The 25,990-nt window shown below is 44.4% G+C and carries 29 protein-coding genes; 14 read left to right on the top strand and 15 right to left on the bottom strand.

What is annotated here, in order from left to right:
• Positions 1-71: 71 nt before the first annotated feature.
• From E7X56_RS04660 to E7X56_RS04650, 3 genes are all read right to left on the bottom strand, one after another.
• A complete protein-coding gene (locus E7X56_RS04660; protein ID WP_135605301.1) occupies positions 72-779 on the bottom strand; it encodes a cytochrome c biogenesis protein in 708 nt (235 codons plus the stop codon).
• Positions 780-855: 76 nt separating this feature from the next.
• Positions 856-1,530, bottom strand: a complete 675-nt coding sequence (locus E7X56_RS04655; RefSeq protein WP_135605299.1) for a heme exporter protein CcmB — start codon at positions 1,528-1,530, stop codon at positions 856-858.
• Between the two features lie 13 nt (positions 1,531-1,543).
• Positions 1,544-2,272 (bottom strand): ABC transporter ATP-binding protein, encoded by a 729-nt coding sequence (locus E7X56_RS04650; RefSeq protein ID WP_135605297.1) that lies wholly within the window; start codon positions 2,270-2,272, stop codon positions 1,544-1,546.
• A gap of 155 nt (positions 2,273-2,427) precedes the next feature.
• Here E7X56_RS04650 and E7X56_RS04645 point away from each other — a divergent pair, with 155 nt between their 5' ends.
• A complete protein-coding gene (locus E7X56_RS04645; protein WP_135605295.1) occupies positions 2,428-3,336 on the top strand; it encodes a TIGR00269 family protein in 909 nt (302 codons plus the stop codon).
• Positions 3,337-3,397: 61 nt separating this feature from the next.
• Here E7X56_RS04645 and E7X56_RS04640 read toward each other — a convergent pair whose 3' ends face one another.
• Positions 3,398-4,303 (bottom strand): hypothetical protein, encoded by a 906-nt coding sequence (locus E7X56_RS04640; RefSeq protein WP_135605292.1) that lies wholly within the window; start codon positions 4,301-4,303, stop codon positions 3,398-3,400.
• A 142-nt stretch (positions 4,304-4,445) separates the two neighbouring features.
• On the opposite strand from E7X56_RS04640, the gene E7X56_RS04635 reads away from it, so the two are divergent.
• Positions 4,446-4,901, top strand: a complete 456-nt coding sequence (locus E7X56_RS04635) for a 2-thiouracil desulfurase family protein (protein WP_135605290.1) — start codon at positions 4,446-4,448, stop codon at positions 4,899-4,901.
• Positions 4,902-5,167: 266 nt separating this feature from the next.
• On the opposite strand, the gene E7X56_RS04630 is transcribed toward E7X56_RS04635, so the two are convergent.
• Complete coding sequence (locus E7X56_RS04630) at positions 5,168-7,186, bottom strand: sodium-translocating pyrophosphatase (protein WP_135605288.1); 2,019 nt, start codon at positions 7,184-7,186, stop codon at positions 5,168-5,170.
• A 284-nt stretch (positions 7,187-7,470) separates the two neighbouring features.
• Between E7X56_RS04630 and E7X56_RS04625 the strand changes: the two genes are divergently transcribed.
• The 6 genes from E7X56_RS04625 (at position 7,471) to E7X56_RS04605 (ending at position 13,482) form a co-directional block, all read left to right on the top strand.
• On the top strand, positions 7,471-7,920 hold the full coding sequence (locus tag E7X56_RS04625; protein WP_135605286.1) for a hypothetical protein: 450 nt from the start codon (positions 7,471-7,473) through the stop codon (positions 7,918-7,920).
• A 48-nt stretch (positions 7,921-7,968) separates the two neighbouring features.
• Entirely contained in the window at positions 7,969-8,112 is a 144-nt protein-coding gene (locus tag E7X56_RS11730) for a hypothetical protein (protein ID WP_167879447.1), read from the top strand.
• Positions 8,113-8,582: 470 nt separating this feature from the next.
• Positions 8,583-10,529 (top strand): acetate--CoA ligase, encoded by a 1,947-nt coding sequence (gene acs / locus E7X56_RS04620; protein ID WP_135605284.1) that lies wholly within the window; start codon positions 8,583-8,585, stop codon positions 10,527-10,529.
• 52 nt (positions 10,530-10,581) lie between these two features.
• Complete coding sequence (pyrF, locus tag E7X56_RS04615) at positions 10,582-11,229, top strand: orotidine-5'-phosphate decarboxylase (protein WP_091688948.1); 648 nt, start codon at positions 10,582-10,584, stop codon at positions 11,227-11,229.
• A 231-nt stretch (positions 11,230-11,460) separates the two neighbouring features.
• Positions 11,461-12,498 (top strand): adenosylcobinamide amidohydrolase, encoded by a 1,038-nt coding sequence (locus E7X56_RS04610; RefSeq protein ID WP_244603402.1) that lies wholly within the window; start codon positions 11,461-11,463, stop codon positions 12,496-12,498.
• 120 nt (positions 12,499-12,618) lie between these two features.
• Positions 12,619-13,482, top strand: a complete 864-nt coding sequence (locus tag E7X56_RS04605; protein ID WP_135605280.1) for an HD domain-containing protein — start codon at positions 12,619-12,621, stop codon at positions 13,480-13,482.
• Positions 13,483-13,529: 47 nt separating this feature from the next.
• On the opposite strand, the gene E7X56_RS04600 is transcribed toward E7X56_RS04605, so the two are convergent.
• Positions 13,530-14,039, bottom strand: a complete 510-nt coding sequence (locus E7X56_RS04600) for a DUF6141 family protein (RefSeq protein ID WP_135605278.1) — start codon at positions 14,037-14,039, stop codon at positions 13,530-13,532.
• A gap of 252 nt (positions 14,040-14,291) precedes the next feature.
• On the opposite strand from E7X56_RS04600, the gene E7X56_RS04595 reads away from it, so the two are divergent.
• Entirely contained in the window at positions 14,292-15,698 is a 1,407-nt protein-coding gene (locus E7X56_RS04595; RefSeq protein ID WP_167879446.1) for a tripartite tricarboxylate transporter permease, read from the top strand.
• 192 nt (positions 15,699-15,890) lie between these two features.
• Here E7X56_RS04595 and E7X56_RS04590 read toward each other — a convergent pair whose 3' ends face one another.
• The gene (locus tag E7X56_RS04590) at positions 15,891-16,232 is read right to left on the bottom strand and encodes a PRC-barrel domain-containing protein (RefSeq protein WP_135605276.1); all 342 of its coding nucleotides are present in this window, start codon (positions 16,230-16,232) and stop codon (positions 15,891-15,893) included.
• A 117-nt stretch (positions 16,233-16,349) separates the two neighbouring features.
• Here E7X56_RS04590 and E7X56_RS04585 point away from each other — a divergent pair, with 117 nt between their 5' ends.
• Positions 16,350-16,625: a metal-sulfur cluster assembly factor gene (locus E7X56_RS04585; protein WP_135605274.1), complete on the top strand. Its 276-nt coding sequence runs from the start codon at positions 16,350-16,352 to the stop codon at positions 16,623-16,625.
• Positions 16,626-17,043: 418 nt separating this feature from the next.
• On the opposite strand, the gene E7X56_RS04580 is transcribed toward E7X56_RS04585, so the two are convergent.
• Positions 17,044-17,526 (bottom strand): hypothetical protein, encoded by a 483-nt coding sequence (locus E7X56_RS04580; protein ID WP_135605272.1) that lies wholly within the window; start codon positions 17,524-17,526, stop codon positions 17,044-17,046.
• 602 nt (positions 17,527-18,128) lie between these two features.
• Between E7X56_RS04580 and E7X56_RS04575 the strand changes: the two genes are divergently transcribed.
• On the top strand, positions 18,129-18,491 hold the full coding sequence (locus tag E7X56_RS04575; RefSeq protein ID WP_091688917.1) for a class II SORL domain-containing protein: 363 nt from the start codon (positions 18,129-18,131) through the stop codon (positions 18,489-18,491).
• Positions 18,492-18,545: 54 nt separating this feature from the next.
• On the opposite strand, the gene E7X56_RS04570 is transcribed toward E7X56_RS04575, so the two are convergent.
• Both E7X56_RS04570 and E7X56_RS04565 read right to left on the bottom strand, forming a co-directional pair.
• Positions 18,546-18,851: a 4Fe-4S dicluster domain-containing protein gene (locus E7X56_RS04570; protein WP_135605270.1), complete on the bottom strand. Its 306-nt coding sequence runs from the start codon at positions 18,849-18,851 to the stop codon at positions 18,546-18,548.
• An 18-nt stretch (positions 18,852-18,869) separates the two neighbouring features.
• The gene (locus E7X56_RS04565) at positions 18,870-19,214 is read right to left on the bottom strand and encodes a 4Fe-4S binding protein (RefSeq protein ID WP_244603403.1); all 345 of its coding nucleotides are present in this window, start codon (positions 19,212-19,214) and stop codon (positions 18,870-18,872) included.
• 120 nt (positions 19,215-19,334) lie between these two features.
• Here E7X56_RS04565 and E7X56_RS04560 point away from each other — a divergent pair, with 120 nt between their 5' ends.
• A complete protein-coding gene (locus tag E7X56_RS04560) occupies positions 19,335-19,895 on the top strand; it encodes a YbhB/YbcL family Raf kinase inhibitor-like protein (protein ID WP_135605266.1) in 561 nt (186 codons plus the stop codon).
• A gap of 55 nt (positions 19,896-19,950) precedes the next feature.
• Here E7X56_RS04560 and E7X56_RS12170 read toward each other — a convergent pair whose 3' ends face one another.
• The 3 genes from E7X56_RS12170 to E7X56_RS04550 are packed head-to-tail and all read right to left on the bottom strand — an operon-like array spanning position 19,951 to position 21,076.
• Positions 19,951-20,085 carry a hypothetical protein gene (locus E7X56_RS12170; RefSeq protein WP_256360044.1) on the bottom strand — a complete coding sequence of 45 codons (135 nt, stop codon included), beginning with the start codon at positions 20,083-20,085 and terminating at the stop codon, positions 19,951-19,953.
• 9 nt (positions 20,086-20,094) lie between these two features.
• Positions 20,095-20,313, bottom strand: a complete 219-nt coding sequence (locus E7X56_RS12065; protein ID WP_244603401.1) for a hypothetical protein — start codon at positions 20,311-20,313, stop codon at positions 20,095-20,097.
• Positions 20,300-21,076: an AAA family ATPase gene (locus E7X56_RS04550; protein WP_135605264.1), complete on the bottom strand. Its 777-nt coding sequence runs from the start codon at positions 21,074-21,076 to the stop codon at positions 20,300-20,302. The genes E7X56_RS12065 and E7X56_RS04550 overlap by 14 nt, the downstream gene beginning before the upstream one ends.
• Before the next feature lie 170 nt (positions 21,077-21,246).
• Here E7X56_RS04550 and E7X56_RS04545 point away from each other — a divergent pair, with 170 nt between their 5' ends.
• Together E7X56_RS04545 and aroC are read left to right on the top strand one after the other, a co-directional pair.
• Complete coding sequence (locus E7X56_RS04545; RefSeq protein WP_135605262.1) at positions 21,247-22,116, top strand: cation diffusion facilitator family transporter; 870 nt, start codon at positions 21,247-21,249, stop codon at positions 22,114-22,116.
• A gap of 26 nt (positions 22,117-22,142) precedes the next feature.
• Positions 22,143-23,240 (top strand): chorismate synthase, encoded by a 1,098-nt coding sequence (aroC, locus tag E7X56_RS04540; protein WP_135605260.1) that lies wholly within the window; start codon positions 22,143-22,145, stop codon positions 23,238-23,240.
• 182 nt (positions 23,241-23,422) lie between these two features.
• Here the strand turns inward: aroC and E7X56_RS04530 are convergent, their stop codons facing one another.
• Positions 23,423-24,580 (bottom strand): LL-diaminopimelate aminotransferase, encoded by a 1,158-nt coding sequence (locus E7X56_RS04530; RefSeq protein ID WP_135605258.1) that lies wholly within the window; start codon positions 24,578-24,580, stop codon positions 23,423-23,425.
• Positions 24,581-24,741: 161 nt separating this feature from the next.
• Positions 24,742-25,860 carry an IS200/IS605 family element RNA-guided endonuclease TnpB gene (tnpB, locus tag E7X56_RS04525; protein WP_135605256.1) on the bottom strand — a complete coding sequence of 373 codons (1,119 nt, stop codon included), beginning with the start codon at positions 25,858-25,860 and terminating at the stop codon, positions 24,742-24,744.
• Positions 25,861-25,990 lie beyond the last annotated feature (130 nt).

Genomic DNA, 25,990 nt, shown 5'->3' with positions numbered 1-25,990 from the left:
AAGAAAGGAAGTAGAATGGAGCAGAGGAAAAGGAAGAAAGAAATGAGAACAAAAAGAAATGAAAAGAATGTTCATTTAAGAGACGATCTAAGTTCATTGACCTCTTCATCAAGCATCTCATTGCCCATCTTGTATGAGACCATGGACGCAAAAAGAAGTATGAATGCAACTATGTTCACAAGCAGGGTCAACTGAAGAGATGTACCTTCAAGCCCGCCGCCGGAACCGGAAGCAGCTTCACCGAACATTAAAGGATGAGCTGAGCGCCAAAGGCGTATAGATAAAAAGCTCAGTGGTACCGAGACAAAACCAAGTATGCCGAATACTGATGCAAGACGTGCACGTTTATCCGGAACATCAACTGCCTGACGCAACAACAGGTAAGCTACATAGACAAGGAAAAGTGCAAGGGACGTGGTCAGACGTGGCTCCCATATCCAGTACCATCCCCATGTCGCCTTTGCCCAGATGGAGCCTGTGATTAGCACAAGTAATGCGAATATCACACCCACCTCTGCAGCAGAGCGTGAAATAATATCCCATTTGTATTCACCTTTCCTCAAATAGAGAACACTGGATACGAAAACAACTGTAAATGCAAGATAAGATGTTATTGCAATGGGCATGTGGAAATAGAATATCCTGAAACTGCTGTCCAGGACTTCACCGGACTCACCTTTCATCTCAGGCAGGTAAAAGAATAGCATACCAATGGCCAGCAACATGGTTGCAGCGGCCATCAGTGGCAAGATCTTACCTGTTAAACTTCTATCCGACATTTGAAGGCTCCGATAATAAGGTTAAATGATGTAGGTAGTACTAACTCCCCGCTATATAAGCCTTAATCCTGTAACCTTAATCCTGTATCACGTATTCGAAGACGAGCTGTGCCACAAGGAAGAACACGACATCATAAACAAGCAACAACCTCAGTTCCTGTGAGATGTCCCCCACAGATGCACCAGAGAGTGCACTACCTGTGGCCATCACAGCAGGTATGAGCACCGGAAGTATCAGTGGCAGGAGCAATACAGGAAGCAGAATCTCACGTGTACGGGTATTTACCGTCAGTGCTGAGAGAAGTGTGCCCACACAGACAAAACCGATAGTACCCAGAGCTATCACCAGGCCTGGCAGGAACAGGCCACCGATGTGGAAGTTGAACAGGAGGACGAAGATCGGGATTGTGATAATTTCCACTATCAACATCAGGACGATGTTTGCAACAGCTTTCCCTGTATAGATAGCAGACCTGCTCACAGGACAGAGCTTCAATCCTTCAAGGCAGCCATTTTCCAGTTCTGCTACAAAGGATCGGGACAGACCGATCGAACCTGCAAAGATAAATGCGATCCAGAGTACACCCGGTGCAACCATCTCCACATTTTCCGAAGAACCAAGTATCGGACCAAATGAAATGCTAAATATCACGATAACAAGCAGCGAGAAGATCACCATGGAATTGAGCATCTGCTTGGTGCGGAATTCCTCTTTAAGGTCCTTTGCTGCAATGTCAAAAATACGAATCATTGAAAACTCCCGATCATATTGAACTATGGCTTTTTACATTAGATATGTAGATCTCTTTTAGCTCTTCTGCTGAACCCACATCAGACATCGGGCTGTCGAATACTATCCTTCCATTATCCAGTATTACAACGCGATTACACATATGGAATGTCCTTATTAGATCATGAGTGACCATCAATCTTGTAGTATCTTTCGGATCAAGGTCCTGAAGCACTTTCTCAAATGTCCGGCTTGCATGCTGGTCCAGCCCTGTGTAAGGCTCATCAAGGTAGAGAAGTTGTGGCTCATGTATCAATGACCTTGCAATGGAAAGACGCTGTTTCATACCCCTGGAAAAAGTGGCAACCCTGTCATCCGACCTGCCGGAAAGTTCTACCTGCTCCAGAAGTTCATTTATGCGATCTTCCAGATCATCACCTTTGATACCATACATCTTTCCGAAGAAACGTAAGTTTTCCTCTGCTGTGAGGTCGTTGTACAGATGTGTTTCATGGGAGATCACACCGATCATGCTTCTTACTGAAACCGGATCATCTGCAACGTTATGTCCGCTGATCTCTACTACCCCTTCCGAAGGAGAGGATAGGGTGGACATGATCTTAACAAGAGTAGTCTTGCCTGCCCCGTTGGACCCAAGTATAGCAACGAACTCTCCTTTTTTTATGTCAAGATCAATGCCTTTGAGAACAGGAACATTCCCGTAGCTTTTAGAGACATTGCTGAGTGATAGTATGCTATCCATCGGAATAAGATTACATTATGTGTAAATTAACGTTTTGATGTGGAACCAGCGAAGATGAGTACAACATGAGTACAACAAATATATCCGGCATATCCATTCAAACCCCAAAGTTCTAATATCATAGTTTCTTTTGAGAAGAAAAGGAGCTCTACCCAATGCCCATTAAATGCATGAAATGTAACAAGGATGCCATTATTTTTCAGAAATACTCAGGCATGCACCTTTGCAGGAAACATTTCATTGAAGATGTGGAACGCAAGATCAAACTGACGATCAGAAAGCAATACAATGTCGAAAAAGGTGACATCATTGCCGTCGCGCTTAGCGGAGGAAAGGACAGTATTGTACTGTTACACATACTTCACAAGATATTCAGCAAGAGACGGGATGTGGAGATCGTTGCGATCACTATTGACGAAGGCATTGAGGGCTACAGGGAAGTTACCCTTGAAAAAGCAAGAAAGCTCACATCCGAGCTTGGCATCAGGCACATTGTGCGTTCTTTTAAGGATGAATATGACAAGACACTGGATGAACTGGTCGCACAGGAGAGGGAGCTTGGAGCATGCAGTTATTGCGGTGTCCTGAGAAAATCCCTGATGAACAAGATAGCTAATGAGATAGGTGCTACAAAGCTTGCCACCGGCCACAATCTGGATGATGAGGCCCAGACCATAATGATGAACCACCTTGGAGGTGATGTGGAGCGTATGATACGTCTTTCACCGCCACGCGCCCTGGAAGGTCTCGTGCTTCGTGCAAAACCTTTACGCAAGGTTCCTGAGAAAGAGGTCGCTTTGTATGCTATTGTGAACGATCTTCCATTCGATATGAGCGAATGTCCGTATGCCCATGAGGCCCTCAGGGGAGAGGTCAGGGATATGATCAACGATTTTGAAGTAAGACATCCCGGCACCAAGTACTCTATCATGAGAGGTTTTGACAAGATGGTAGGAATACTTGGGAAGGAATTCCCACAGGCCAGTCTCACGGATTGCAGGGTGTGTGGCGAGCCATGTACAGCTGAGCTTTGTCAGGCATGTAAGCTGCTTGGACGAAGTTAATAGAGTTGACAGCGAATAACTTAATGATAATTTTCAAAGTGGTTCTCTAAAGATATCTTTTTTAAGGATGTTCCAGCAACTCACTGATATCATACAGTTCTTTTTCTGACCTAGACATGTAAAGGCGGGTCCACCAGACCGTAATAAGTGGTTGTATTACAGCTATAGATAGAATGAAACTGATAAATGCCCAGACGGCTCCAACTGCTTCTATGGAAGCCATCACTTCACTAAGCAGGTTGTTCAGGACAGATATACTGATCATTACTATGAAAAGCAGTAGAACGTCCAGCTTGTTTTCCATGAAGAAACTGTAACCCCTCTTAAGACCTGATATGGGATCAAGGTTGTCCACCACCAGACAGAATTCAAGAGGACTAAGGACCAGAGCAACGATTATGGCATAAAGGATCCACAATAAAAAACCAAAAAGTAGCATTACACTTGTGATTATGGCATTTTCAGGATTGGACATCAATGTGCCAAAGTCGTTTGTAACAAGTGCCCCGGGTACAATAAAAACGATGCCAACAAGGCTTATCAGGAACACAAGGATCTTTGCCAGAAGCAGGTTGATAACGTTTTTATTCCCATAATGGAACATATCGGAAAGGGTCGTATGCCCGGACTCTGATGCTGCCTTTGCCATTCCTACAGCACCGGCAGTGAAATAGGACTGGATAAATGTCAGTACCAGTATTGTTAGAAGCCCGAATACTATGACAACACCAATGCTATCATTGAACAGAGGCATGATCAACGCCATTGCCTCTTCCGGGGAAAGGGAAGACGGATCAGATATCTTTGAGATCGACGGAGCGATGACAAGGAACGACAGGATAATAACAGCCATTACCATGACGAGCATACTTAGCAGCATGTTAAAGATGAACGGAACGGCAATCCCTAAATTACGTTTCCATGTTCCAAATCCTTTGTTGAGAATTTTTCCCAGATCTTCATGCATGTTTATTATCTCCTCGAGATAGATTTAAACCGTTTCTGACACTATATAAATATTGCTTAGATCCCGACAATAATACTGAACATTTTATGAAGCATGTGAAGAATATTGGATATAGGATATAGGTTAGTGAGGAGGTCGTATCATGGAAGAAAAGAATGGAAAAGAGATACTGGTTATCGGACATTGCCTGGCAAATGTATATTCCCGACTTAAAGGCATCAAAGCTCCACCTAAAATAGAGATATGCAACAGGAACGTGATCCAGCTACCATGTCCTGAAATGATATACCTTGGCAGTTCCCGAAGGGCGATCACAAAAGACCAGCTTGAAACGCCGAATTACAAACGCTTTTGCCGCTCTCTTTTCGAGCCTTTTGCAGATATGCTCGAGCAATTCTACCAGGAAGGCTATTCCATAAAGATACTCGGAGTTCCAAAGAGCCCCTCATGCGGTGCACAGACCACGACCATAGGAGGACCTTGCGGGCGTGTCAATGAATTTACACATGAGAATGTGGAAGGTATGGGAGTATTCTACGAAGAGATAATGGAAGAACTAGAAGAGAGAGGTGTATTCTTCGAGATATGCGATGCCTGATCCAATAGGCATTTACAGATCGGTGTTCAATAATAAGTATCTCGGACAGTCCTATCTGGACATATTAGTCCTTATTTAGTTCTATTATTGATCAGCCATATTCTTTTTTTTGCTAACTAGTACCAGCCATTGCCAGATAATATCAAATCACGGATCTTTAATAAGCCACTGGCTTTTCAAAACAATTAGTGATGAGAACGTTATCAGAAAGATCAACAAAAAAAGAAAATAGATGATCCGGACAATGCCGGATCGATGTTTCAAATTTAGAACAGGCCCCTTCCGATGAAGAGAGAAGAGAACAGGATCGCGATCATGTTCACTACCTTGATCAGTGAGTTAAGAGCGGGTCCTGATGTGTCCTTGAATGGATCACCGACTGTGTCACCGACAATTGCTGCCTTGTGAGCGTCGGAACCCTTTCCGCCGTGTTCTCCATCTTCAATGAGCTTCTTTGCATTGTCCCATGCTCCTCCTCCGTTGTTCATTGTAAGAGCAAGGAGAAGACCTGCAACGATGATACCGATAAGCAGACCGCCTAGAGCTTCCGGACCAAGCACAACTCCAACTAAAAGTGGAACGAAGATTGCGAGGATACCCGGAATCACCATTTCACGGATAGCTGCTGCAGTGACGATGTCCACGCACTTGCCATATTCAGGCTTTGCGGTGCCTTCCATGATACCAGGGATCTCCCTGAACTGGCGGCGAACTTCGTTCACGATAGCGAATGCTGCTTTTCCTACTGCCTTCATTGTAACTGCAGTGAACAGGAATGGAAGCAGTGCACCTATAAGCAGACCAACAATAACTATAGGGTTGTCAAGGCTGAGCGAACCTGCCTCGAGGTTGACCTTGTGCCTGAAATCTGCGAAAAGTGCCATTGCACCAAGTGCTGCAGAAGCTATGGCATAACCTTTTGTTACAGCCTTCGTTGTGTTTCCGACCGCATCGAGTGCATCGGTGATCTTGCGTACTTCTTCAGGCATCTTTGCCATTTCAGCGATACCACCGGCATTGTCGGTGATAGGACCGTATGAGTCAAGTGCTACGATCATACCGGTTGTGGACAACATTGCTGCTGCTGCAATAGCAATACCGTAAACACCTAATGCAGGGTCTGTTGCACCGCCTGCAATGAAGTAGGAACCAAGGATACCTGCAATGATGATTATCACTGGGAGTACCGTACTTTCGAATCCGATAGCAAGACCGGAAATGACATTGGTACCTGCACCGGTCTCTGATGCTTTGGCAATGGTCCTGACCGGGCGGAAGCTTGTGGAAGTGTAGTATTCTGTGAACACTACCATCAGCACCATGATAATTACACCCACGATGGATGCATAGTAAAGGCGGATGTCACCCATGAGTGAATCGGTGACGAAGTAGAATGCAACCAGACAAAGAATTGCTGATACAGCAACTCCTTTATAGAGTGCTTTCATGATCTTTCCATCGCTGCCGACCTTCACGAAGAACATGGAAATGATGGACGCGAAAATAGCCACTGAACCGAGGATCAATGGGTAAAGGATTGCGTTTGGATATGTTTCAAGGATAAGGGATCCAAGAAGCATTGACGCAAGGACGGTAACGACATAGGTCTCGAAAAGGTCTGCACCCATACCGGCACAGTCTCCTACATTGTCTCCTACGTTGTCAGCAATGACACCGGCATTCCTTGGGTCATCCTCAGGGATACCAGCCTCGATCTTACCAACAAGATCAGCACCTACATCTGCAGCCTTTGTGAAGATACCTCCACCGACCCTTGCGAACAGGCTGATAAGACTTGCACCGAAACCGAATCCGATAACAAGGTCAACATCGCCGAAAAGAATGTAGAAACCACTGGTACCAAGTAATGCAAGGCCGACCACAGCAAGTCCTGTGACAGCTCCACCGCGGAATGCGACGGACATTGCTTCCTGAAGTCCCTTGGAAGCTGCGTGTGCTGTCCTGACGTTTGCCCTGATAGAAACGTTCATACCGATGTATCCTGCTACTGCGGAAGCTGCAGCACCGGCGATAAATCCTACTGCGATCTTGCCACTGTCATCTCCCAGAAGGAAGAAGATAAGTCCTGCAAGTATAACTGCTACGATAGCTATTGTCTTATATTGACGATTCAAATAAGCCATAGCACCCTCCTGGATCGCAAGTGATATTTCCTGCATCTCTTCTGAACCGGTTCCTTCCTTCAGGACACGGGAAGCAAAGAATGCAGCAAATACCAAGCTTACAATACCTGCCAGAGGGGCAAGGTAAATTAAACTCTCCATAATCATACTCCTCTTTGTTTAGATCTAATTTTTGATCAATATGATATTATTATAATAGCAACAACATACAAATCATGTTAACGGATCATTGTGTTCACTTATATATTAATGCTAAAAGCAGGTTGAAATAGAACACACTAAATATGAATGTATCGATTGGGAAATGTCAAACTGTTAGGAACTGAGCTCGATTTGTACAATTCAGCCTCTTTTAACTCCAATTACATTCATTCTTCCAAAGAAAACGCGTTAGTAATATCTACCTGTAGCACAATCCTGTTAATATGAAAGTGCTTTCTTTCCTTGTATTATTCATATTAGTTTCCTCTGTTTCGATACCTGCATTAGCACAAGAAATAGAAGAAGAAACTGATTTTATGCACTTTGACAGGATGGTCATGCGCTTTGATGAAACAGATGCATATGTGACAGTGACCTATGACCTTGACATGTTCGCCAGGATGTACGTGCTTGCATTCGGCACACGTCACCTCGAATCATCTTTTGAGAACATCTTTTCCGAATATGAAGAAACAGAAATCGAGGAGATAGGTTACGATACTGCAGTTATTACATTAAAGGATGTTTCCAGGTCAAGTGACAGTTACTACCTGCACGACGGTCATAATCTGGGAACCAACATCCATTCCCTTCAGGTCATATATCCCGGCGGAACTTCAAAAACACTTACGGATGTTACAAAAACACCAAATATATTCTATGACAGGAACTGATATTTTTAGTTCAGTACCTGTTAATGTACTATAATATACTGAATATCTATGGGCGATCTCATCATTAAATTCATTCAATGTGGTACAGAGTATGGCACAGAGTATCATTTGCACAGCGATCACAAAAGGTCCCTCGTGCCTGCATCCTATACGTCGATGACCCTTGAAGAGATAATTGACCTTCAGGTATGAATTAAAAATGGGTGTCATTAAAAATAGGTATTAGTATAAAAATATCATGATTAATGATTGTCTATTTATAGAATTGTGACAGATTAATAATTAGAGCGCAGGCTTTCCATACGTACCACCACTCCCCGCCAGGTGATCCCCAAATTACGCTCTTGTCTGCGCTTCCCCTCACCTGGCATCCATAAACATGTCCATGAGTGTCCCCCATTTGAACCTTTTATTCTTCAGACCTCCTTTAGATTTCTCTATTTTCACCACAAAGGAACACAATATAGATAGCTGAAATACTATTGAAACGGGTTCAGACAGCAAAAGCAGAATTTAAAATGGAACTGAAACTACCTGAAATAAAATTCAAACTTCTGATGAATTATGAGCCATTAAGATAAAAGATTTGACCACTACATATTTACCTAATTAATCGTTATAATTACATATATCCTTACATAATCAATAGGTCTTGTTAACAAATGACAGAAACAATCGAATCTTTGCTTAAGGAACAGAAGAAGTACTATCCACCGGAAGAGTTTGTCAGGCAGGCTAACATGAAGGACCCGCTGATATATGAAAAAGCGGAAGAGGACTTTGTGGGATTCTGGGGGGATCTTGCCTACAACATCGACTGGTTCGAAAAATGGGATACTGTCCTTGACTGGCAGCCACCTCACGCAAAGTGGTTCACCGGTGCAAAACTGAATGCCTCCTACAACTGTCTCGACCGCCATATCCCAAAACATGGTGACAAGACAGCACTTATCTGGGAAGGTGAGATGGAAAATTCAGAGACCTATACATATAAGGAACTGTTGGACAAAACTGCTCGTTTTGCTGCTGCATTAAAAGAAATGGGAGTGAAGAAAGGTGACGTTGTAACGATCTACCTACCCATGATACCCGAAGCAGTGATATCCATGCTGGCATGTGCCAGAATAGGTGCACCCCACAGCGTGGTCTTTGCAGGATTCTCCGCAGACGCTCTTGCACAACGTGTGGATGATGCGAACAGCCGATATGTCATTACATGTGACGGTTATTCCCACAAGGGTAAACTGGTGGAACAGAAAGAGAAAGCTGACAGGGGACTTGAGACTGCTACATGTGTGGAAAAGGTCGTTGTGGTCAACCATGCTGCTAATGCTATCGCCATGAAAGAGGACAAGGATATCTGGTGGGATGACCTTATACACAATATTGATTCGGTATGTGAACCTGAACAAATGGATGCCGAAGACATACTGTTCCTGATGTACACCAGCGGTACAACAGGCAAACCAAAAGGAGTTGTCCATACTACCGGCGGATATATGGTCGGCACGAATGTTACTTCCAAATGGATATTCGACCTGAAGGATGATGATATCTACTGGTGTACTGCAGATATCGGATGGATCACCGGACATTCATATCTTGTATACGGCCCCCTCTCAAACGGAGCGACCATTGTAATGCACGAAGGTGCACCTGACTATCCTGACAAGGACAGGTTCTGGGACATCGTGGAAAAATATGGAGTAACTATATTCTACACAGCACCTACTGCAATACGGACCTTCATGAAGTGGGGAGATAACATTCCCGCAAAGCATGACCTCTCATCCCTGCGCCTGCTTGGAAGTGTCGGCGAGCCTATCAACCCAAAAGCCTGGTTATGGTACTATGAGGTCATCGGCAATTCCCGCTGCCCTATTGTAGATACATGGTGGCAGACCGAAACAGGTATGATAATGATAAGTCCGCTACCCGGCCTCACCACCATGAAACCGGGTACTGCGACCAGGCCATTCCCGGGAATAAAGGCTTCTGTCCTTGACGAGGAAGGAAATGAAGTTCCTGAAGGTGAAGGCGGATACCTTGCCATTGAGAGACCATGGCCGAGTATGATCAGGACAATAAACGGGGACGAGCAGAGATTCCTTGATACCTACTGGAGCAAGTGGGGTACAGATAGATACCTTGCAGGCGATGGTGCACGCAGGGACAAGGACGGGGACTTCTGGGTACTTGGTCGCTTGGACGATGTTATCAAGGTTTCCGGACACAGGCTCGGGACAATGGAGATCGAAAGCTCACTTGTATCACATCCGGCAGTTGCAGAAGCTGCTGTTGATGGAAAGGCAGATGAGATCAAGGGAGAAGTCGTCGTTGCTTATGTGATCCTTGAATCAGATGCCGAACTCTGTGATGAACTTAAACAGGAATTAAAAGAGCATGTTGTGGAGGAGATCGGTGCCATCGCACGTCCGAAACAGATCATATTCACAGAGGAACTTCCAAAGACAAGAAGCGGTAAGATCATGAGGCGTGTCCTGAAAGCAATTACCAATGATACGGAGGTAGGAGATATCACAACTCTCCAGAACCCTGCTGTGGTCGAGGAACTTAAAAGAAAGGTTAATGAGCTAAGGGAGCATTGAACCGGTAGTATAACTTATACTTGTTCCAAAACCAGGATACAGGAGATGCCCTATGGAAAAGAAGAATTGCTTGATCCTTGCCCTTGATGTTACAGACAGGGAAAATGCCCTGCGTATTGCTAATGAAGTATCTGAATATGTGGATTCCATTAAGGTCGGATATCCGCTTGTACTCGGAGAAGGGCTGGGCATCGTTAAAGAATTAGCCGAGCTTGCACCTGTTATTGCAGATTTCAAGGTTGCTGACATCCCTAATACCGACCGCCTTATTTGCGAACAGGTATTCAAAGCCGGGGCCGATGCAGTCATAACACACGGATTTACAGGTCGTGACAGCCTGGATTCCTGTGTAAAGGTCGCAAAAGAATATGGTAGAGACGTCTACGTTGTAACAGAAATGAGCCACCCCGGTGGTGTGGAGTTCTTCCGACCTGTTGCAGAGACCATTGCAAAGATGGCGGTTGATGCCGGTGCTACAGGTGTTGTTGCACCAGCCACAAGACCTGAAAGGGTCAGGGATATTCGCAAGATCATCGGCAATGATCTGCACATAATCTCACCTGGCGTAGGTGCACAGGGTGGCAGTGCTGCCGATGTTATCAATGCAGGTGCTGACTGGGTGATCGTAGGACGTAGTATCTATAACTCAGATTCGCCTGCCGATGCCGCCATGAAAATATGCAATGATATGAAATGCTGATCTGTTATCGCCTGTGATGAGTAACTTTTCTGAGCAATGATGAACCCTATGAGTACTGAGGCGAAACAGAATTTTCTGAAATGTGAAACAAATATTTTCAGAAACGGTTATTAATAGATAACCGATATAAGCAATTACTAAAACGGTTACACAAAAGGTAGTGGTTAGACGGAGCGCAAAATACTTTTTGAAACCTCTGCAGGGGAGCTTGCATACCTGCAGGATAATTCTTTGGTAGTAAAGCTTCCTGCAGGAAGAAGGACACTCACAACTTCGTGGCTCAACGGAGGATACAGTGAGGATCTGGAATCGGTCTTCAATCATATGATACCACACCGAAGCCATGGTGCAGGCGACCTTGAAGGCGGGAGTGTTCCAGAATATCTCAAGATAGTCGCAAACAGGCTTGGACTTGAAACCAATAGGACATCGGGGATGCTTACAACAGCAAGAATGGAAAATGCTGTCATCTCATCCGAATCATTCAGAGGTCTTGAGGTCACAGCAATTATAACCGGTGGAGTTGAGATAAACGGCGGTCGTGCAGGGGATACTTCATCTTATTATCAGGAAGACGAAAGGTTCGAACCAGTCGGCGGCACGATAAACATTATTCTTTTGATAGGAGCAGACCTGCCCGCATATTCGATTGCAAGGGCATTGATTACCGCAACTGAGGCAAAGAGTGCAGCATTGCAGCAGCTTATGGCACCCAGCCGTTATTCGAGCGGGATAGCAACAGGAACAGGAACTGATATGATGACTGTTGTTGCAGACACCACCAGTTCACTAAAACTTACAGATGTCGGAAAGCATTCCAAACTGGGGGAACTTATCGGAAAATGTGTTCTTGAAGCCGTAACAAAAGCTGTGGGGATCCAATCGGACATAACACCGATATCCCAGCGTGATATGCTGGTAAGACTGGACCGTTTCGGGATCGATGAAGCAAGATACTGGAAAGTGGCATCAACTCTGGAGGGTGAGAACAAGAAACCCGGATTCATAGAGCAGCTTCGTAAGATATCACGAAATCCGGCACTTGTGGCTGCAACTGTTTCTGTGCTCCACATCATCGATGAAGTATCATGGGGGCTCATTCCGGAAAATGCCGGTAGGAAAGCTGCTTTTGCGATCATGAGAGAACTGCCGAAGGTACTGGATATGGATCTTGATATTCCGGCAGATGAACTTTTGAATGAGTATGATAGCATTCTTGATAACTGGATAGTTGTCACCTCATGGATCGTGAAGAATAACATTTCCTGATCATCTTTTATGAAAATCTGTTTGGTCTTAGTAGCTCAGGCTTTATCTATACGAAACCTTTATCCATAGAATACCATCCAGTATAACAAAAACAGACACATCAAATATGGAGTCCTTATCATGAAAATACGCGAGCTTATAATCCAGCACTGTGACAACACTGAGAAAAAAGGAAATGGACTTATCATCCATACCGGTAATGTTTCCGAGCCTGTAGAAACCCCTGAAATGTTCGACTACCTGGATTTCCTTTCTGATGAACCTTCAAGGAGGATCTGGAATAGTGACGTTTACCGGATGATATTAACAGAGATCGATGGTGAGATTACTGTATATGAGCATTCAAGGATGGCATCCTACAGTATACAGTTGCTTGACCTGGATGAAGAATATGGAGAAAAGCAGGAGAGCGACCTGAACGAGCTTGCAGACGTATTCTCATTCGTTAGCTATGAACATAGAAATAATACAAGGAAGTCAGGAGTGCCATATATATCCCATCCAATGGACGTAGCATCCATACTGATGAAAGACAATGCATCTTCAGAGCTTGTTTTTGCAGGATTGCTCCATGATATCGTTGAGGATACGGACGTTGACCTTGTGACCATAAGAAGAAGATATGGACCGGCAGTCGGTGATTATGTGGAAGCTGTTACCGAACCTGCTGAGCTCAGACAGGCTGCAGAGGGCGATAAGGCACAGACCTGGAAAGAACGAAAGCAGTACACCATCAAAAGGATAAGCAGGGCAAACAGTGAGATCAGACTCCTGTCATGTGCGGACAAGCTTGCCAACATAAGGGACCTTATCAGCGATATAAAGCAGGAAGGTGATGATTTCTGGAGCAAGTTCAATGCACCAAAGGATGAGCAGGAATGGTATTATCGCTCAATGCTGGAAGTTTTTGCCACCGGACCGCAGAATATCGCAGACACCCGTGCATACCGTGATTACAAGGATTGTGTAGATGAGCTGTTCTGAACAGCCTCGTTAAAAGAAATAGACTTTTTGAATGTCAGACTGCCCTTTCAGGCAGTTCTGGCACTTTGATCCATTGCCATCAGGAATTCGTGGACCTTTTGTGAACCGATGAGCAAATGCTTTCCGTTCTGGAATTCCAGTATGATGCCATCATTCCCACTTATGTTGTAAGCCTTACCATTTTTTCCATAGCGTATGCCCCAGCCTCCGTAATCCCGAAGTGCACTGTAATGCACTGCTTTATAGCTGGCAATGTCTGTGTAGCCGAACTTCTTGAACGACAGGTGGAACGGGAAGAAACGAACATAAACACCGTCGCTGCGCACTTCGGTCACCAGTTTCATCGAAAAGATGAATAACGGGAACAGGAAACCAAAAATGATCGTCAGAATTATCATGGTGTTATCCGAGGCAGGGTTGTCGCCGAAAGGCTGACCTAGCACCAGTTGCTGGTAAGCTCCATAGAGTGTCACAACCGCAGGAATCAGTACCAATGAACTTACCCAGAATTGCCTGAATTTCTGCACTTCCCTGAATGAAGAACTTTTGTTGAACATATTGATTTCCAGGTATGACCATATTTCGTGTATAATTTCTATATATCGTCAATTGCATAAATATTTGTTGTATGACTGGTAAAAAGACCAGAATACAGGAGAGCTACAGGAAAGCCCAACTAAAATATTTCAACCCCAATAAAAACAGGAAATTCTTATATCGTAACACACCGACTAAGAGCAAAAACCTTCGAGCTGCCGGATGCAAGAAATTGCACCTATTCTAAAAAACGATACTTAGAAGGAACTCAAATGCCCTCCGACATCACCATCCCGATGTTGCTACTGTCAGTGCTCATCGGATATGCTCTCGGGATATTCTCGGGACTGATCCCGGGAATACACACGAACAACTTTGCCCTGATGCTGGTAGCACTCTCCCCCATGCTCATGGACAGCGGCATCCCGCCAACCTACATAGCCATAGCCATTCTGGCAAACTCACTGTCACACACCTTTCATGATATTATTCCCGCTGTATATCTTGGAGCACCAAATGACGACATGGCGCTGGCAGTCCTTCCAGGACACCGGCTGCTGCTCGAGGGCTTTGGCTCGGAGGCCATACGCCTCTCAGCGCTGGGAAGCGCAGGTTCAGTGGCATTTTCACTAATAATTGCAGTTCCCCTTGCGTTTGCTTTCAGCAACATCTACCCGATACTACAGAACTACCTCGGATTGCTCCTCCTGCTAATCTCCGTAAGCCTGATACTGAGCGAGAAAGGTGAATATACCATCAACCAGGGTTCCCTTGTAAAGTACAAGTACAAAGCCTACGCACTCATTCTCTTCGTTCTGACCGGATTCCTCGGCCTGTTCGCGTTCAGGATGGAAGCCTCAATGCACCCCCTGATCGACTTCGGCTCTCCATCAATACTCCTCCCGCTTCTCAGCGGACTTTTCGGTGCATCCCAGTTGCTCATCAGCCTGTTCTCAGGTTCCCACATCCCACCCCAGAAATATTCAAAGATCGAGCTGCCTGCAAAAAGAATAATCAGAGGAGTTATCACCGGCAGTGCAGCCGGCTCCATAGTGGCCTGGCTCCCGGGAATATCGTCATCCATTGCAGCAGTACTTGCAAGACTGTTCATCAAAAGCGATTTTGACAGGAAAAAGAACACACAAACTGAAGATGATGACGAACATGGATACGAATGCGATAATAAAAATGATTATCGTTATGAAGATGACGAGTTCTACATTGATGAGACCATGGAAAGCTCCAAAGAGTTCATCGTCTCGGTTTCCGGCGTCAACACAGCAAACGCAATCTTCGGCCTGTTCGCCCTCGCAGTGATAGGAAAAACAAGAAGTGGCGCAATGGTTGCCGTAGACGAGCTTCTGGAAGCCGCCAGCCTGAGCGCTCAGGACATCATCCTGTTCTTGCTGGTCATCGCCATCACAGCACTATTATCATACATCTCAACAATAGCCATCGGAAACAATATCCACAGGATGCTTGCAAAGCTCGATTATTCAATGATCTGCATCACAGTCCTTCTGGGCCTCGCACTGATGAGTCTGCTGTTCACCGGCTTCTTTGGTCTGCTCATCTTTGTGATCGCAATCCCTCTTGGCATGTCTGCGTCGTTCATGAAGATCAGGAAGTCGCATGCAATGGGAGTGATACTGTTGCCGGTGATCTTGTATTTTTTGTGATTTAATGAGTAACTATTGAGGTTCAGTGCGGATTTCACAATTGGCAGTGTGACAGAGTTGCCTTCAATGAGTGGTTTTTCGGAGAGAAGAGTAGACTAAATTTGTGGCATACAGTAGGCGTCACTTCGGATTATAAAAAGGAAAGTTCAGGAACCGTCACATGACGTCCCTGTAATACAAAATTGATGTGATTTAGCAGCTCACACACAACGGACAGCCAAAGTGCTTGTAAATCTTTTCTTCGTATTCGCGAGTAGATATATCAGGCCATTTATCTTCTGAAAAACCCGGTGCACTATCAAGCGTGGAGCTAGCAACATCCAGAATAAAACTGTGTTTTTCCCCTAATTTGAAAATTCCCCAGGGAATTCCAACGTATCCATCTCTACTTTTAAGCGACACAATGACGTATGGAATACAATTTTGCTCCAAGTCTATTATAAAGTCTACGAAATTCCCAATTTCTTTTCCTTCTGCATCCTTTATAGGATCTCTGGCTATGGTTTCTATAGATAACATCTTAGGTTTTGCCATACTCGAATTACCCCCATTTAACGAATTTAATAGGCATTTATCATGCCCGTAATAATTATTCAGGATTAAACTATTTAGTTATTATCATAATATGCAAAAGATAAGGAGTGGTTGACTATGGTAACTAAAGAAGACGTGATGGAAGTTCTTAAGAAATGCTACGATCCCGAGATCCCGATCAATATCGTGGACCTTGGGTTAGTGTACGATGTAGATGTTGAAGGCGACCGAGCCCATATCAAAATGACCTTGACAACGCCCGGCTGCCCGATGGCTGCAATGATCGTGGATAATGTCAGACAGAAGGTTGAATCGATTGACGGCATAAAGAAGGCAGAAGTCGAGTTGGTCTGGGATCCTCCATGGACACCTGATCGGATATCAAAAAAGTAAAAAACGACTGAGAATTTAATAGAAAAATATGACTTAGTTGCTCCATGATGTGATTTCCGGTAGTGTCATTTTCTTGAAGCAGATGCTCCGCCGTAGAAGCAGATGTCAGCAGTTGATTCCAGGAATTGATATTGTGGTTCGGGCTGTGCTTTTATTCCAATCACTAATATATTCCTTTTCGATTACCCCATGTGGAAATGTTTATATAGTTGTGTAATGTTTAGTGGTTTCAGCGAGTTCTTTAAGGGCTGTACCCCCACCCCCCATAACTAACTTTTTTGCCCTTTTAGAACTCACCTAAAACTTCTGTTTCTTCATAACTTTGTGCCCTTATTCCAATCATTGACATCTCAGTTCTGTTTTTTGTAAAACAAATCTGGATTTTCTTACTAATTAACGATTATTTCTTTTGGTTTCATTAATTAAAATAAAACACTGAGTAGTTTGCCTTGTTAATGACCAATTCTGGGTAGACACTTTTAAGTTTCCATCCAGTTTGTTCTTTGAATAATTCAATTTCCCGAGTTTCCAGAAGGTCCTGGCCTAATCCAGATCCATTCAATTCAGACTCATGGAAAGCTGAAAGGTTTGACTGTTCTATAACATGAATTCGTACAATTGAATGCTCACCAGCAATCACTTCAGTTTCATTGACAACTTTAAATAATCGATAATTAGCAGAAGTTTTACCATTAATTTTTAATTGATCCATGAATGCGTCAAGATCATGCTCGTTTTGATAATCTTCAGACATCAGATCATAGCATTCCTGATCCTTATTCATTGTTTGAAGATCAAAAAACTGTTTAACGACATCAGATGGTGTTTCTTCTGCAGTACTCACACATCCAGACATAATAACCATCGAAAATAGAAATAATACTAAAATAATTTTAGTCATGCTTTGGTTATTTTTAATATTGATATTAAAAGTTATCCAAAAAATGATCACTATCACTAAAACGCAGCAAATGGTCACAATTACACAAAATGTGGTCAAGGTATTGATATGTGTGAACAAATGATATAGTAGATCAAGGAGGAATAATATCATGACAGGGGCAAACATAAACAAACAAAACCTAATCGATGGTTCCATATGTGCAATTATAGTCATGTTCACAATATGGGCTGAATGGATGATCGTGCGTGTGTAAAGATGTGTCTTTCCAAAACTCACCTCAACCTTCTGTTTCCTAATAACTTTGCATCAATATTCCAATCATTAACATTCCATATCTGATTTTTTAAAATGCTCACATATAAATAAAAACTCAGACATCGAATATTGAGTTCTTTAAGAAACATTCCTCTTGATATACACGCCTGATGTACTATTCTTAAAGAGCACGGTGGTAGTATCCTGTTTTGCACGACTATTCTAAAGTAAAGACACTACCATACCACCAGTATGCTCGACACTCACGGAGTGCTCAACCATAAAAAGCATATATCTCAACCAATGATAAATAATGAAGAATAAACCATAAAGGAGTGAAATCTTTGAATTTTGGAGAGTTAGTCAAAGGAAAGGACATTGAAGCAGAAAGCGCAATGAAGGAAAAACATGTACCTACCATTGAGATCCTCAAAGGCCATGGAGGAACAGATGCTGACCTGATTCGGGTAATCGTAGGTAAAGAGACCGCACATCCAAATACCGTTGAGCACCACATTGCCTGGGTAGAGCTTTATGGCAAGAAAGATGGCGGCGAAGTCGTTAACCTCGGAAGAGTGAACTTCAGCCCGGGTAATACAAAACCTGACTGCTGGTTCAAGCTTGAGAACATTGGTGAATACAAGGCATTCTGTGCTCTTGGATATTGTAACATCCACGGTCTGTGGGAAAACTGCATTGAAGCATGATCGGGTTTAATCCCTGATCACCTTTTTTTCCTCAAATTTTCAGCTTCATTTAATTCATTCAACTTTAAGCGCATCCACAGGACATTTTTGAACACACTTCATGCAACTGATGCAGGCAGTGTCCCTGACAACATCCTTTTTTGAAACATCGATCCACATCGGACACACCCTGTCACATATACCACACGAATTACAGATCGAAGGGTCACGCCTGATCATCCTGATCTTAACAAGGTTTGTCAGCGAAGCAGCTGCACCTTCCTTACAGAAGTACCTGCATGCGGCCCGGTCCACGAAGAAGGACAGGAGTATCGAGACTACCATCACCACGATCAGGCCATCTGTTACCACCGATTCCATGATGATATCGTCAATGACCTAGAGCTCATGCAGCACCAGAGAAGTCAGCAGGAAGAGCAATACTACATAGCGGAAATATAGCAACGGCTTATGGATCCTTTTGGGGACCAGTTTGTTGTATCTTTTACCGAGGACCCTTTTCCCCATGGCACCAATGATATTCTGGAACATGCCCCTTGGGCACATCCATCCACAGTAGACCGGGCCGAATAGCAGAGCAACGGGAACAGACAGGAGAACAACATAGAATGTTGACTGCGAACCAAAATATATGAAGATAGCAAGGCCAACGAGCTGAAGGGACAGCCTGAACCTCTCCACCTTTTCGGTCTTTTGCAACCTTGATATGATATTTCCTGCCACTTTCAACAGCATTGCCCCCCAATGATCGTTAGGAATGTATCGAACAATATAATTGAAAACCACCTATTCGATATATAGTTTATTAAAGGTACAGGCAAATGTAGGATTGGGGTAATTGAAATGAGTACATTTACGAAGATTGTTGCATTAGCTACAATAATGATGGTCATAGCAGTATCAGGCTGCACGACCACTGATACTGAACCTGAACCAATACCGGATATAATTGAGAATGAAAACCAGAATACCTTCACGATCTCGACAAGCGCCTTTGACAACAACGCTGAGATTCCCTCACGATACACCTGTGACGGAGACAATATTAATCCGGAACTTGTACCCGGCATCCTGCCCGAGAATACCGAAAGCCTTGTGCTGATAGTCGATGATCCCGATGCTCCGGGGGGAACGTTCACCCACTGGGTAGTATGGAACATCGAGCCGGGATCGATCATCAACGAGGACGTCGTCCCGGGAGTACAGGGACTTAACGATTTTAAAGGAACAGATTATATCGGGCCATGCCCACCCTCAGGAACTCATCGTTACTTTTTCCGGGCATATGCTCTGGACACCATGATTGATCTTAATTCAGGTTCCACAAGAACAGCTCTGGAACAGGCAATGCAGGATCACATCATTGCAGAAGGAGAGTTGATGGGAACCTATTCCAAAAAGTAAAGAGGAAGAATAAAAGAATAGAAAGGGAAAGAGCAAAAAGGAGAAGAAGACGTGTTCATTCCAGCAGTTCAGTATCTTCATGTGAATAAGCCGGGGAGCAGCAACACAGGATCTTCAGGTCTTCACCCTCGGTATTTTCTATCTTGTGCCTGACACCCGGATCGATCAGAACGGTGTCACCGGCACTCACCCCGAAAACCTAATTCCCCAGGGTCATGAGACCGCTTCCAGTTGTTATATGATAGATCTCTTCTGACCCATGATGTCGGTGCTCAAGGGTCTTGCATCCCACAGGAACGGTTGCCTCTGCAAGGCTTTGACTGTTGCTGCCACCGATGTTCGGATGCATCAATTCACGGATTGTCGAGCCATCCTTTGTAGTGAATGGTTCGACCTGTGAGTATTCAGTTATCTTCATCCGTACTGAAGTTCTCGATCATTTCAAGCATTTTTTCCTTTATTTCCACAAAGGAAGCAATACTCTCGCTGCCTGCATCGATCGGGGACTTGCCTTCAAAATCAGCATTCATGAGATCCGGAGAGAACGGGATCTCGCCAAGAACCGGAATACCAAGCTCAGCAAGTTTTGGCTTAACATCAGCAGAGGTCCCCTTGTTGACAACCGCAGCAAGGTTCTTCACACCGATCCCGCCCGCAAGTTCCTTGATCCTTCCAGCGGTCTCAATGGAGCGCATTCCCGGTTCCACTACAATGATCATGAGATCGATACCACGGGTCGTTCCACGACCAAGGTGCTCAATTCCAGCTTCCATATCCATGATCAGTGCACTGGTATCCTTTAGCACCACATGGCGAAGCAATGCTCTCAAAAATGCAGATGCAGGACACATGCAACCGCTTCCTCCACGCTCCACTGTCCCCATTACCAGCATCTTAACGCCATCTGGGCCGACAACGCCGAACTTGTCCACGACATCATCCACTTTCGGGTTATACTTGAACATGCCACCAACCTCGCCGGCACGCTCGTCGATCATCTCCTTGTACTCCGTGAGCGGACGTGGTGGTTCGGCTATACCCAGTGAAGATGCAAGGTTCATATCCGAATCAGCATCAATGGCAAGTACCTCGTAACCGTCCCTGGCAAGCAGCCTTGCAAGAGTTCCGGACAGGGTGGTCTTGCCAACACCCCCTTTACCTGTAACTGCGATTTTTACCATTAATATAGACCTCATTGATATTCTATAATGTTACTGTATATCGTCTTTTTATCATCTTTTTTGTCAGTATATTGTATTAATGACATATAAGTGATATAATTATTTAAGCAGGTCTGAAATTTCAACATAACTATATATGTCACGTCAAAGATATTGTTGGAAAGATTTTCATGGATGAGCGTTCGAAGAAGATACAGCAGATACTGGTAATTATATTAGTTCTGAATCTGATAGTAGCTTTTGCAAAGATAATCTATGGTACAATTACAAATACTCTCAGCATGAAATCCGACGGTTATCATTCCCTTTTTGACGGGATATCAAACATCGTCGGGATCGTTGCCATCTTTGTTGCAGCCAAACCTCCTGATAGGACACATCCTTATGGACACCAGAAGTTCGAGACCCTTGCATCCATCGTCATTGCAGTACTGATAATCTTCGTCGGGTTCGAGATAATCCATAATTCAATTACAAGGTTCACATCGGACATACAACCCACCGTAACCGGCCTGAGCTTTATCGTCATGATAGGCACAATGGCTGTTAACCTGATGGTAACCGAATATGAAAGAAGAAAGGGTGAAAAACTTAACAGCGAGATACTGCTGGCCGATTCCATCCACACCAGAAGTGACATATTCGTTTCACTTTCAGTACTCGTGGCACTTGTAGCGATCGAAGCAGGATACCCAATAGTAGATCCTCTGATATCACTGATAATAGCAGCCGTAATTGTCAGGGCCGGCATCAAAATAATAATGGCAAGTTCCAACACATTGTGTGATGCAGCCCAGCTTGAAGAAGATGTGATCTGTTCACTGGCCTATGAGATAGATGGAGTTCGTGACTGCCACAAGATCAGGACCAGAGGATGTAAAGGCAACATACATATCGACCTTCATATCATGGTAGAACCTGACATGACCGTTTCCGAAGCTCATGCGATCTCACATCGGGTCATGGACCATCTTGAAGAAAAACTGGAAGGTGTAGCCGAAGTATTGGTTCACATCGACCCATTTAGGGAAAAAAAATAAAATAACATCAAATGGAATTGATCAACATGCCCGGAAATACCTTTGGACACTCGTTCAGGATCACAACCTGGGGAGAATCACATGGAAAAGCATTGGGAGTCGTGGTAGATGGAGTTCCGGCAGGACTTCCTCTTGAGCCGCAGATGATCCAGAAAGAACTGGACAGGCGACGCCCCGGACAGAGCCAGGTATCCACCCCGCGCTCTGAAGCAGACAGCGTTGAGATACTTTCAGGTATTTTCGAAGGCAAGACAACCGGCACACCAATTTCCATGATGGTATGGAACAAGGATGCCAGATCAAGTTCTTACGACAACATCAAAGACCTTGCAAGGCCGGGACATGCAGATTACCCATACATGAAAAAGTACGGTATCCGCGACTACCGTGGTGGCGGGCGTTCATCCGCTCGTGAGACCATTGGCAGAGTAGCCGCCGGTGCGATCGCAAAAGAGATACTTGCAAAATTCGGGATAGAGGTCATTGCCCACGTCATAGCACTTGGCACAGTAAATGCAAGACCAATGCCCCTGGATGCTATCAGGGAAAACCTGGAAAAGACACCTGTCAGATGTGCAGACCTGGAAGCCGCAGAGAAGATGCTCAAAGAGGTCGAAGCAGCAAGAGAAGAGCATGACAGCATAGGAGGAGTCGTTGAGATCATTACAACCGGCGTTCCGGCAGGCATCGGCGAACCGGTCTTTGACAAGCTGGATGCCGATATCGCAAAGGGCATGATGAGCATCGGTGCGGTCAAAGCTGTAGAGATCGGTGCAGGTTTTGAGGCATCCCGGATGAAAGGCAGCCAGATGAACGACCCTTTTGTCATGGAAGATGCAATGGTAGCAACCCGGACCAACAATGCAGGCGGAATACTCGGCGGATTGTCCACGGGAATGCCCATTATCTGCCGCACTACAGTCAAGCCAACCCCATCCATTTCACAACCGCAGCAAACCGTGGACATGAAAGAGATGAAGGATACTGAAATCAACATCAAAGGCCGCCACGACCCGACGATCCCACCAAGAATGGTCCCTGTGGCAGAAGCCATGATGGCACTGGTGATCGTTGACCACATGATCAGAAGTGGTCACATTCATCCAAATTCGCTTTTGAAGTGATCAAAAAAAATCAATCAATCAATCAATCAATCAATCAATCAATCAATCAATCAATCAATCAATCAATCAATCAATCAATCAAACCTTTGGCTGGTCCAAAGTTCACAAACAAGTAAAAAAGAAGAGATGATGCCACCGAAGATTGGTGGCATTACTTATTTTGATATAACTTTGATCTGACCTTAAATGGTCAGTTTTTCCATTCTTCCAACAGCTTCTTCGAGGCGGTCAGCGGACTGTGTAAGAGCAAATCTCACATAACCTTCTCCGTATTCACCGAAGCCGACACCTGGTGTTGCTACAATTCCTGCTTCCTCGAGCAAGAGCTTGGAGAATCCGATGGAATCATAACCATCCGGAACTGGTACCCACATGTAGAAAGTTGCCTTTGGTGCCTTTGCATCAAGACCAATGCCCCTTAAGCCTTTAAGAAGCACGTCTCGCCTTTCCTCATACATTGTGTTCATATCTGCAACGCACTGCTGTGAGCTTGAGAGAGCTGTGATACCTGCCCTCTGGATAGCATCGAATGCACCGGAATCGATGTTGGACTTTGCCTTTCCAAATCCTGTGATGAGGTCCTTGTTACCAACAGCGAATGCAAGTCTCCAGCCGGTCATGTTGTAGGTCTTGGACATGGAGTAAAGCTCCATTCCGACATCCATTGCACCATCTACGCTAAGGAAGCTTGGTGCCTTGTAATCATCATAGACCATCTCAGAGTAAGCATTGTCATGAACTACAACAACATCGTTCTCTTTAGCGAATTCCACGACCTCTTCAAAGAACTTGACATCAGCAGTTGCAGATGTTGGGTTGTTAGGGTAGTTCAGGAACATGAGCTTGGCCTTTGCAAGCTTGTCTGCAGGGATAGCTTCAAGGTCAGGAAGGAAGCCGTTCTCCTCAAGAAGAGGCATGATGTAGGGCTCCCCACCGGCGAACTGTGTTCCGATCTTGTAAACAGGATATGCTGGATCAGGGACAAGTGCCACATCGCCCGGGTTGATGAATGCAAGAGGAACGTGTGCAACACCTTCCTTTGAACCGATAAGTGTGAGGGTCTCTGTTGCAGCATCAAGTTCAAGACCGCGGGATTCCTTGCACCAGTCTGCTACTGCTTCCCTGAACTCCATCATGCCGGTGTAGGAAGGGTACCTATGGGTGCCAGGGTCCCTTACCGCTTCACACATGGCATCAACAATATGAGATGGGGTTGGCTGGTCCGGATCACCCACACCGAGGTCGATAACATCGACACCTTTTGCCTTCTGGGCTGCCTTTGCTTCATCGATTGTTGCAAATAAATAAGGAGGTAATGCGTTGATTCTGTCTGCGTACATATGTTCACCTTGGTTTAAATTAAAAAGATCTCTTAGGTATTGTAGCGCTTCTATTGCTACAAACCTATGTGAACTACTCGTCCTTACGGACGGAGCTTCCTGCTTCATTCTTTGAACCATCGTTCACAAGTCCACAGGCTCTTCCCCTCGTTCCGAGGGTGTCAAATGTTTAGTAAATTTTGATTTTGAAGTGCAAACTTCTTGACGTTAATTGCGGCATTGATGTCCCTATCATGTTTTGTACTACAATCCGGACATTCCCATTTTCGATCTGCAAGTGTCATTTCACCGTTATAGTGTCCACAAATATTGCATAATTTCGAAGATGGTTCAAACTGACCGATCTTTAACAATGTTTTCCCATACCACTGTGCTTTGTATTCAAGTTGTCGGAAAAACTCACTCCATGAAACATCACTGATCGATTGTGCAAGACAATGACTTTTCAGCATACCAGATACATCCAGAGATTCCACTGCTATTGCTTGGTTCTCGCTTACCAGTTTAGAAGAGGTCTTGTGCAGGAAATCTATCCTCTGGTTTCGTATCCTTTCATGAAGTTTTGCCACTTTTAGCTTTGCTTTGTCACAGTTCTGTGAGCCTTTTTGTTTTTTACTCAACCTTTTTTGCAGGACTTTCAATCTTTTAATGCTATTTTTGAGATGTTTGGGGTTGTCGATCTTTTTGCCGCTGGAGAGTGTAGCAAAATGGGTTACACCCACATCTATTCCCAATGTTGAATTATTATCAAATTTTTGTGTTTCAGGAAGTTCCTTTCCATCATCTACAAGGACACTGATATAGAACTTCCTCGTCTTTGTAAATGATACCGTTGCGGTTTTCAGTTTCCCTTCAAACTTCCTATGCAGTTTTGCCCTGATCGGTTGTTTTATCTTAGGGAGCTTGATCGTATTGTTCTCAAAATCCACGACATAGTGCTGTGGAATCTGGAACGATTGGAAAGGGACCTTCCTTGACTTGAATCTTGGAAATCCTTTCTTTTCCCTGAAAAATCGGGTGAAAGCGGATTCAAGGTTGATTAGTGTATTCAACAACGCTTGTGAATTAACTTCCTTGAGCCATGTGTTCTCTGGCTTCAGCTCATGAACAAGACAGCTCTGCAATTCGAACCTTGACAAATGCTTCTTATCAGTTTCGTATGCTTTGATCTTCTGTTCTAATGCCCAATTATATGTAAACCTACATGCACCGATATGTTTCAGAAGGATCTCTTTTTGAGATCCAGTAGGGTATAATCGATATTTGTAAGCTTTTAGCATTATTATGTCAATAGTTTTAACAATGTATATACATTTCGCATAAAAATTTAGGAGTGGTACGGCTTTCAGCCCCCAACTCACACAAGGGGATTTCTCGCCTTAGAATTAAAAATCATGGGTGACCGGAAAA

The sequence above is a fragment of the Methanococcoides sp. NM1 genome (genome assembly GCF_900774285.1).
In the GTDB taxonomy this organism is placed as follows: Archaea; Halobacteriota; Methanosarcinia; order Methanosarcinales; family Methanosarcinaceae; genus Methanococcoides; species Methanococcoides vulcani.
The sequence above is the reverse complement of the archived record's forward strand: the minus strand, read 5'-3'. Positions and strand labels throughout refer to the sequence as shown.